7 protein-coding genes are annotated in these 8,147 nt (G+C 65.9%); 6 read left to right on the forward strand and 1 reads right to left on the reverse strand.

Going from position 1 to position 8,147, the window contains the following annotated elements; translation table 11 throughout:
- Positions 1 to 193 precede the first annotated feature (193 nt).
- The 6 genes from DBO86_RS08680 to DBO86_RS08705 all read left to right on the forward strand — a co-directional run bounded on the left by DBO86_RS08680 (position 194) and on the right by DBO86_RS08705 (position 7,119).
- The gene (locus DBO86_RS08680; protein WP_074856748.1) at positions 194 to 1,153 is read left to right on the forward strand and encodes an AAA family ATPase; all 960 of its coding nucleotides are present in this window, start codon (positions 194 to 196) and stop codon (positions 1,151 to 1,153) included.
- A gap of 139 nt (positions 1,154 to 1,292) precedes the next feature.
- Entirely contained in the window at positions 1,293 to 2,240 is a 948-nt protein-coding gene (locus tag DBO86_RS08685) for a DUF58 domain-containing protein (RefSeq protein ID WP_108233475.1), read from the forward strand.
- The gene (locus DBO86_RS08690; RefSeq protein ID WP_108233476.1) at positions 2,237 to 2,731 is read left to right on the forward strand and encodes a DUF4381 domain-containing protein; all 495 of its coding nucleotides are present in this window, start codon (positions 2,237 to 2,239) and stop codon (positions 2,729 to 2,731) included. Before DBO86_RS08685 ends, DBO86_RS08690 begins: the two co-directional genes overlap by 4 nt.
- Positions 2,724 to 3,728, forward strand: coding sequence for a vWA domain-containing protein (locus DBO86_RS08695; protein ID WP_074856742.1), 1,005 nt, complete (start codon positions 2,724 to 2,726; stop codon positions 3,726 to 3,728). The genes DBO86_RS08690 and DBO86_RS08695 overlap by 8 nt, the downstream gene beginning before the upstream one ends.
- Positions 3,725 to 5,482 (forward strand): VWA domain-containing protein, encoded by a 1,758-nt coding sequence (locus tag DBO86_RS08700; RefSeq protein ID WP_108233477.1) that lies wholly within the window; start codon positions 3,725 to 3,727, stop codon positions 5,480 to 5,482. The genes DBO86_RS08695 and DBO86_RS08700 overlap by 4 nt, the downstream gene beginning before the upstream one ends.
- A complete protein-coding gene (locus DBO86_RS08705) occupies positions 5,479 to 7,119 on the forward strand; it encodes a BatD family protein (protein ID WP_108233478.1) in 1,641 nt (546 codons plus the stop codon). The genes DBO86_RS08700 and DBO86_RS08705 overlap by 4 nt, the downstream gene beginning before the upstream one ends.
- A gap of 542 nt (positions 7,120 to 7,661) precedes the next feature.
- On the opposite strand, the gene DBO86_RS08710 is transcribed toward DBO86_RS08705, so the two are convergent.
- Positions 7,662 to 8,147, reverse strand: a 486-nt coding sequence (locus tag DBO86_RS08710; RefSeq protein WP_279630231.1) for a group II intron maturase-specific domain-containing protein, incomplete at its 5' end; no start/stop codon positions are given.

The raw sequence follows: 8,147 nt of genomic DNA on the forward strand, positions 1-8,147 counted from the left end.
GTCAGCCCCAGAAACTGACTGGCCTCCGGGGCAAACAAAGGGCCACGACGGCGGCAAAAGCACCTCTGATTTCTGTTGCCAGACTGTTCATGACCCGCGCCGCACATAGCGGCCGAAGCCGCAAATGCATTAAAGTCGGCGGTCTGCACGCGTGGCAGTAAAAGCCCCGCCCATCCGCCAGAAGAGCCCGACGATGGAACACCGTGAAGCGCTGGTCGCGTTACGCCAATTTCTCTCCACCCAGATTCTCGGCCAGGACAAGCTTATCGAGCGCCTGCTGATCGCCCTGCTCGCCGACGGCCATCTGCTGGTCGAAGGCGCTCCCGGCCTGGCCAAGACCAAGGCGATCAAGGAGCTGGCCGAAGGCATCGAAGGCGAGTTCCATCGCATCCAGTTCACCCCGGATCTGCTCCCGGCGGATATCACCGGCACCGAGATCTACCGTCCGGAAACCGGCAGCTTCGTGTTCCAGCAGGGGCCTATCTTCCACAACCTGGTGCTGGCCGACGAGATCAACCGTGCCCCGGCCAAAGTGCAGTCGGCACTGCTCGAGGCCATGGCCGAGCGCCAGGTCTCGGTGGGCCGCTCGACTTACGACCTGTCGCCGCTGTTTCTGGTCATGGCCACGCAGAACCCCATCGAGCAAGAAGGCACCTACCCGCTGCCAGAAGCGCAGCTCGACCGTTTTCTGATGCATGTGAAAATCGGTTTCCCTGACGCGGCGGTGGAGCGCAAGATTCTCGCTCAGGCCCGTGGTGATGCGCTCAACGGTGAGGCCAAACCCGAGCACCGGGTCAGCCAGCAGGCGGTGTTCGCCGCGCGCAAGGAAATTCTCGGCCTGTACATGGCCGATGCCGTGGAGGAGTACCTGGTGCAACTGGTGATGGCCAGCCGCACCCCGGCCAAGTTCGATGCCGAGTTGGCTGACTGGATCGCCTATGGCGCCAGCCCGCGCGGCTCCATCGCCCTTGACCGCTGCGCGCGCGCCCACGCCTGGCTGGCCGGGCGTGACTTCGTCAGCCCGGAAGATATCCAGGCAGTGCTGTTCGACGTGCTGCGCCACCGCATCATCCTGTCCTTCGAGGCCGAAGCCTCGGGCGTCGATCAGGATCGCGTGATCCAGCGCATCCTCGACGTGGTGGCGGTGGCCTGAATGCCATATTGCACGCTTGTCTCCCCTCTCCCGCTTGCGGGAGAGGGGTCGGGGGAGAGGGCAGCGAAACGCTCCACCCTCTCCCCAGCCCTCGCCCATGAATGGGCGAGGGAGCACGGCAAGATGGCGTGAGACCGATATGTCCAGCCCAACCCCGACACCCGGCATCCATATCGCCCTCGGCGAGCTGATCGACATGCGCCATAAAGTGCATGAAGTGCCGCTGTTCTCCACCCCGGCACGCCGCAGCCCACTGATCGGCCTGCATCACTCCAAGCTGCGCGGCCGTGGCGTGGACTTCGACCAAGTGCGTGTCTATCAGGCCGGTGACGACGTGCGCACCATCGACTGGCGCGTCACCGCGCGCACCCAGGAGCCACACACCAAGCTGTTTCACGAAGAGCGCGAACGCCCCATCTTCATCATCGCCGAGCAGAGCCAGCGCCTGTTCTTCGGCTCCGGCCAGTGCTTCAAGTCGGTGCTGGCCGCGCGCGCCGCCGCGCTGATCGGCTGGGCCGCGCTGGGCCACAACGACCGCATCGGCGGCCTGGTGTTCGCCGACAACGAACATCACGAAGTGAAACCCCGGCGCAGCAAGCAGAGCCTGCTGCAACTGCTCAATCTGCTGGCCCGTGCCAACCAGGCGCTCGGCCCGGAGAGCCAGGCCAACACGGGCCGCGACAACTTCGGCCTAGCCCTGCGCCGCGCTCGCGAAGTACTACGCCCAGGCAGCCTGGTGATCGTGCTGTGCGACGAACGTGCGCTGAGCGACAACGCCGAGCAGCAACTCACCTTGCTCGCGCGCCATACCGATCTGTTGTTGCTGCCGCTGTCCGATCCACTCGATCGCGCCCTGCCGGCTGCCGGGCTGCTGCGCTTTACCCAGAACGGCGCGCAACTGGAGCTCGACAGCCACAACGGTGACCTGCGCCAGGCCTACCGCAACCAGGCCCTGGCCCGTGAAGCGCGCTGGCAGCGTCTGGCGCAGAAGCTTGGCGTGCCGCTGCTACCCTTGAGCACGCAGCTCGAACTGGTCGAGCAGTTGCAGGAACAGCTCAGCGGTCTGCAGGCGAGAAAATCCCTATGAATCCCCTCGACCAGTTGCAACCGCTGATCGACCCGCCGCCGGTGCCCTGGTGGCCTCCGGCACCGGGCTGGTGGTTGCTCGCGGTACTCCTGCCACTGCTGGCTTGGGGCCTGTGGCGCCTGCTGCATAACTGGCAGCAGCGCCCGCGCAAGGTGACGACAGAGCAGGCGCTCGACCCACTGCGCCAGGCAGCCCTCGATGAGCTGTCGCGCCTGAGCAAACCCTACGATGGCGCCCCGGCCGGCCCCTGGCTGCAGCAGCTCAACGCCCTGCTCAAGCGCCTGTGCCGCGAACGCTATCCAGAGAGCGCCAGCCACACCCTGAGCAGCCGCGCCTGGCTGGCGTTTCTCGACAACCGCTGCCCGGCAGCCGGCCTGACCCGCTGGATGATCCTCGTCGACGGTAGTTACAAACCGCAGTGCACCCTGAGCGACAAGGCCATCGTGGAGCTCGATCAGGCCATCACCATCTGGATTCGCAAGCATGTTTGAGTTCGCCTGGCTCTGGGTCTTTCTGCTCGCGCCGCTGCCCTGGCTGCTGCGCCTGCTGCTGCCTCCAGCCGACAGCGGCGATGCGGCGCTGCGTGTCGGCTTTCTCGACGAATTGCAGGCCCTCAGCGGGCGCCGCGCCCGCGCCGCACTGCCCAGCTGGCGCCAACAAGCACCGCTGGCGCTGCTCTGGTTTCTGCTGCTGTGCGCCGCCGCACGACCGCAGTGGGTCGGTGAGCCGCTGCCGCTGCCGGCTAGCGGCCGCGACCTGCTGCTGGCGGTGGATGTCTCCGGCTCGATGGATTACGCCGACATGCAGTGGGACGACGAGCCGATCAGCCGCCTGGAACTGGTCAAGCGCCTGCTCGGCGACTTCATCGAAGGCCGCCGGGGTGATCGCGTCGGCCTGATCCTGTTCGGCAGCCAGGCCTATCTGCAGGCACCGCTGACGTTCGACCGTCACACGGTGCGCACCTGGCTGGACGAAGCCATGATCGGCATCGCCGGCAAGAACACCGCCATCGGCGATGCCATCGGCCTGGCGGTCAAGCGCCTGCGCCAGCGCCCGGCGCAGAGCCGCGTGCTGGTGCTGATCACCGACGGCGCCAACAACGGCGGCGAGATCGATCCGATGGTCGCCGCGCAACTGGCCGCCGATGAGGGCGTGCGCATCTATGCCATCGGCATCGGCGCCGATCCGCAGCAAAGCGGTGCATTCGGCAGCTTCGGCTTCAGCGCCCTGGATCTGGACGAAACCAGCCTGCGCGCGATCGCCGACGTCACTGGCGGTGAGTATTTCCGTGCACGCAATCAGGCCGAGCTGGAGCAGATCGAACTGACCCTCGACCGTCTCGAGCCGGTCGCCCAGCAACCTACCCTCGCCCGCCCGGTCCTGGCCCTCTATCCCTGGCCGCTGGCGCTGGCGCTGCTGGGCTCGCTGCTGCTGGTCGGTCAGGTACTGTGGCCCGAGCTGCTGCAGCGGCTGCGGAGGCGTACATGAGCCTGCTCTGGCCGGAATGGCTGCGCCCACTGTGGCTGCTGGCAGTGCCTGTGTTGGCCTGGCTGCTCTGGCGCCTGTGGCATCGCGAGCGCCAGAGCGGGCGCTGGCAACTCCTGTTACCAGCGGCCTTCCATCAGGCGCTGCTCAAGGGTGGCAGCGGCCGCTCCAGCAAGCTGCCCTGGCTGGCACTCGGCCTGGCCTGGCTGCTGGCCGTACTGGCGCTGCTCGGTCCCAGCTGGCAGCGCGTCGAGCAGAGCAACCAGAAGCCTGCCGATCCGTTGGTGGTGCTGCTCGAACTGACGCCGCAGATGCTCGCCACCGACGGTCGCCCCAACCGCCTGGAACAGACCCGGCGCAAGCTGCTCGATCTGCTCGAAGCGCGTCGCGATGCACAGACGGCGATCATCGTCTATGCCGGTAGCGCACACAGCCTGGTGCCGCTGTCCGATGACCTGGCCACCAGCCGTAATTTGCTCGAAGCGCTGAAGCCCTCGCTGATGCCCGAGCCGGGTCGCCGTGCCGATCTGGCCGTGGCGCGTGCACTGCAGCTGCTCGACCAAACGCAGCTGGGCCAGGGTCGCCTGCTGCTGATCACCAGTGCCCTCTCTGAAGAGGAACGCAGCGGCATCCAGCAAGCGCTGCAAAAGCACTCGGTACCCCTGCTGATTCTCGGCGTGGGCAGTCGCGAAGGCGCACCCGTGGCACAGGAAGATGGCAGCTTCCTCAAGGATTCGCGCGGCGCCATTCTGATTCCCCGCCTCGATGCACGCGGCCTGCAGGAGACCGCAGAAAACCACGGTGGCCGCTACGCCTCCATGCGCCTGGACGATGAAGACCTGCGTCGCCTGGGCCTGCTCGATAGCCCGCAGACCATGCGCGCTGCCGGCGAGCCAACGCAGCTCGACAGCCATGTCGACCAGGGCTACTGGCTGTTGCTGCCCCTGCTGTTACTCGCCGCCTGTGCCGGGCGGCGCGGCTGGCTGTTCTGCCTGCCCCTGCTGCTGATGCTGCCACCGCAAAGCAGCCACGCCTTCGGACTCGACGACCTCTGGCTGCGCCCCGACCAACAGGGCCAGCGCCTGCTGCAGGCACAACGCCCGGCCGAGGCAGCGCAGCGCTTCGTCGATCCACAGTGGCAGGGCAAGGCACTCTATGAGGCCGAGGATTATGCCGCCGCCGCAGAACGTTTCGCCAAGGGCGACAGCGCAGCCGATCATTACAATCGCGGCAATGCCCTGGCCAAGGCCGGCGAACTGGAGGCAGCGCTGGATGCCTATGAGCAGGCCCTGGAGCGCCAGCCGGAGCTGGCCGCGGCGCAGCACAACAAAGCATTGGTGGAACAAGCGCTGCGTCAGCGCGAAAATCAGCAGCAATCCGGCGAGGGTGATTCGACCGAGCAGCAGGAACACGCCAACGAGCAGTCACAGCCGAATGAATCGCCGGCCGGCCAGCCCGCCGAGAGTAGTGCCGCACAGCCTACCCAGCCGGGCAGTAGCGGTGAGAGCAGTGAAAACAGCGACGTACAGGGCAGCGCCAATGGCGCCGGGGAAGACACCCAGCCCAGCACCAGCAGTGAACTCCCGAGCGACGCCGAGCCCGTTGCGCCACCCCGCACGGCAGCCGATCTGGGCACGGCGGCGGAACGCCGACAGGCGCTGGAACAATGGCTGCGGCAAATACCGGATGACCCGGCCGAATTGCTGCGGCGCAAATTCTGGTATGAACAGCAACAGCGTCAGGACTCGAATCAATGAAGCGTCTGGTCTTCCTGCTTCTTCTACTGCTCGCGGGGCAGGCCCATGCAGAGGCCTTTTTCGCCAGCGTCGACCGCACTCGCCTGAGCGAGGGCGAAACCGTGGTGCTGACGCTGGAGTCGACCGACCCGACCCGCTTCGGCCGACCCGACCTGAGCCCGCTGGATAAAGACTTCGAGGTACTTGGCAGCCGCCAGGTCAATCGCCTGAGCAGCATCGGCGATACGCCACGCGCCAGCACTCGCTGGATCCTGACCCTGCAGCCACGCCGCAACGGCGAGGTGACGATCCCGGCAATCCGCCTGGAAGACGCCGAAACCCTGCCGATCACGCTGAATGTCGAGGCAGCCGTCAGCGCCGGCAACGGCGAACAGCTGGCACCGGTATTCATCGATGCCAGCCTCGATCAGGAGAGCGTCTACGTCCAGGCCCAGGCCGTGCTGACCCTGCGCATCTACCACTCGGTGTCCATGTACGACGACAGCAGCCTGACGCCCCTGCGCATCGCGGATGCGCGTGTCGAGCAACTGGGCGAACCACGCACCTACGAGAAGAGCATCGGCGGCGTGCTACACGGCGTGATCGAGTTTCAGTACGCCATCTACCCGCAGCGCAGCGGACAACTGGTGATCCCGGGCCAGACCTTCAGCGCCACCCTGGTCGACCGCTCGCGCAACAATGATTTCCTGCCCTTCGGGCCACGCACCGGCAAGGTCTCGCGGGTCAAATCACCGGACATTCCGCTGCAGGTCAAACCCAAGCCGGCCGACTACCCGGCTGAAGTGCCCTGGCTACCGGCGCGCGCCCTGGGCCTGGCGGAAACCTGGAACCCACAACCAGAACAGAGCCAGGTTGGCGATTCCCTGACCCGCCGCCTGATTCTCAAGGTCGACGGCCTTTCCAGCGCCCAGCTGCCACCATTGCCGGCAACCCAGGTCGACGGCCTGCGTCGTTACCCGGATCAACCGCAGATGGACGATCAGAAAAGCGAGAACGGTATCGTCGGCACCCGCGAGGAGCGCGAAGCACTGGTGCCCAGCCGGGCAGGCAATTTCGAACTGCCACCGCTGGAAATAGTCTGGTGGAACACCCAGACCGACACGCTGGAGCGCACGACACTGTCGGCCCGTACCCTGCAGGTCGCGGAAAACCCGCAACTGCAGAACGATGAACAACCCAATACGCCGATGGTGACGACCCAGGTGATCGAGGGGCCGGAACTGTGGCCCTGGCAGCTGGCCTGCGCTGTGCTGAGCTTGGCCACGCTGCTCGGCTTCGGCTTGTGGTGGCATGCCCGCCGCCAACCGGCGATCCAGCGCGCGGCGCAGAGTGGCCCGAGCCCGCGCACGCTGCTCGACGACATCAAGCGTGCCTGCCAGGCCGGCGATGCCCAGGCCACTCGTCATGCACTCGACGCCTGGGCTCGCCAACAACCGGAAACCCTGGCCGACATGGCCGCGCGCTACGTGCCGTTGTCGGATGCTCTCGACGGTCTCAACGGTGCCCTGTACAGCGAAAGCGGCCAGTTCTGGCAAGGCGAAGAGCTGTGGAAAGCCATTCGCAGCCTGCCCGCCAGCCAGGAGCCGAGCGCAGCCCCGCAGGAAAGCAGCGCGCTGCCGCCGCTGTATCCGCGCTAGGTGCGCGATGGGCTTGCAGGACACGCAGTTCTAAGCGTGCAAGTGGTGGGGTGGGCCTCAGCCCACCAACAGCGGCAGACCTTGGTGGGCTGAAGCGGATCGCCGCCCGGCCCACCCTACGTACTGCGTTAGCGGGTGCGTCCGAGAATCGCGGATAAATCCGCTCCTACGGCGACGGTGAAACACCCCAGCTCAGCGCCAGACCAGCCAGGGACGAAAATAGCACCCACGCTCTGCGTGGGCGCATGAGTCAACAACACTCTCGGATCACAACGACAACGCCAGCCTACGGATTGCAGTCGACGCACAGACCGGTAGGAGCCGGCTTGTCGGCGATACACCCCATATGCCGCAATGATCGCCAGCAAGCTGGCTCCTACACAGGAACGCGTCCTGCGGATTTCCTGGGCTCCCGCATTCGCGGGCGTTTCAGAAGCCCCCAAACCCACATCGGAAACTTTCCGATACGCAATCGGGTAGGAGGCGGCCTCACGGCCGCCGTCCTCCCACACCACCGTGCGTACGGTTCCGTACACGGCGGTTCAGGCCATGCGGTTAAGCCGATTGATCGTATCCAGTATCGAGACCAGTCCAAGTCTGTCCCATAGCTTCTTCGGCAGCGCCTGATTCATATGCGGCGCTCCTGAGTTCCACCACGGGCCTCGGCCATTGAAGGCCGACTTGCAGGCACGCTCCTCGCTCAATCCCAGGCGCATCAGGTTGCGCGCCCTCGTAGAGGGCTGCTTCCATTGCCGCCAGATGACACAGCGAAGTTTGTGCCTGACCCAGCCATCCAGCTCTTCCAGTGGACGCTTGCTCTGGCTGAGCTTGAAGTAGCCTGCCCAGCCTCGCAGCACCGGGTTTACCCGCTCGATGACATTCGCCATCTTGTGGCCCCGCACCCCTCGCAGCAGTTCCCTGAGACGGTCGCGCACACGGCGCAGGCTCATGGTTGCCACTCGCAGTCTAGGCTGCGAGTGCCAACTCATCCCATACCCCAGGTAGTCGCATTTCCACGACCCAGCCAC

Origin of the sequence: Ectopseudomonas oleovorans, from assembly GCF_003052605.1 — a bacterium.
GTDB lineage: Bacteria > Pseudomonadota > Gammaproteobacteria > Pseudomonadales > Pseudomonadaceae > Aquipseudomonas > Aquipseudomonas oleovorans_A.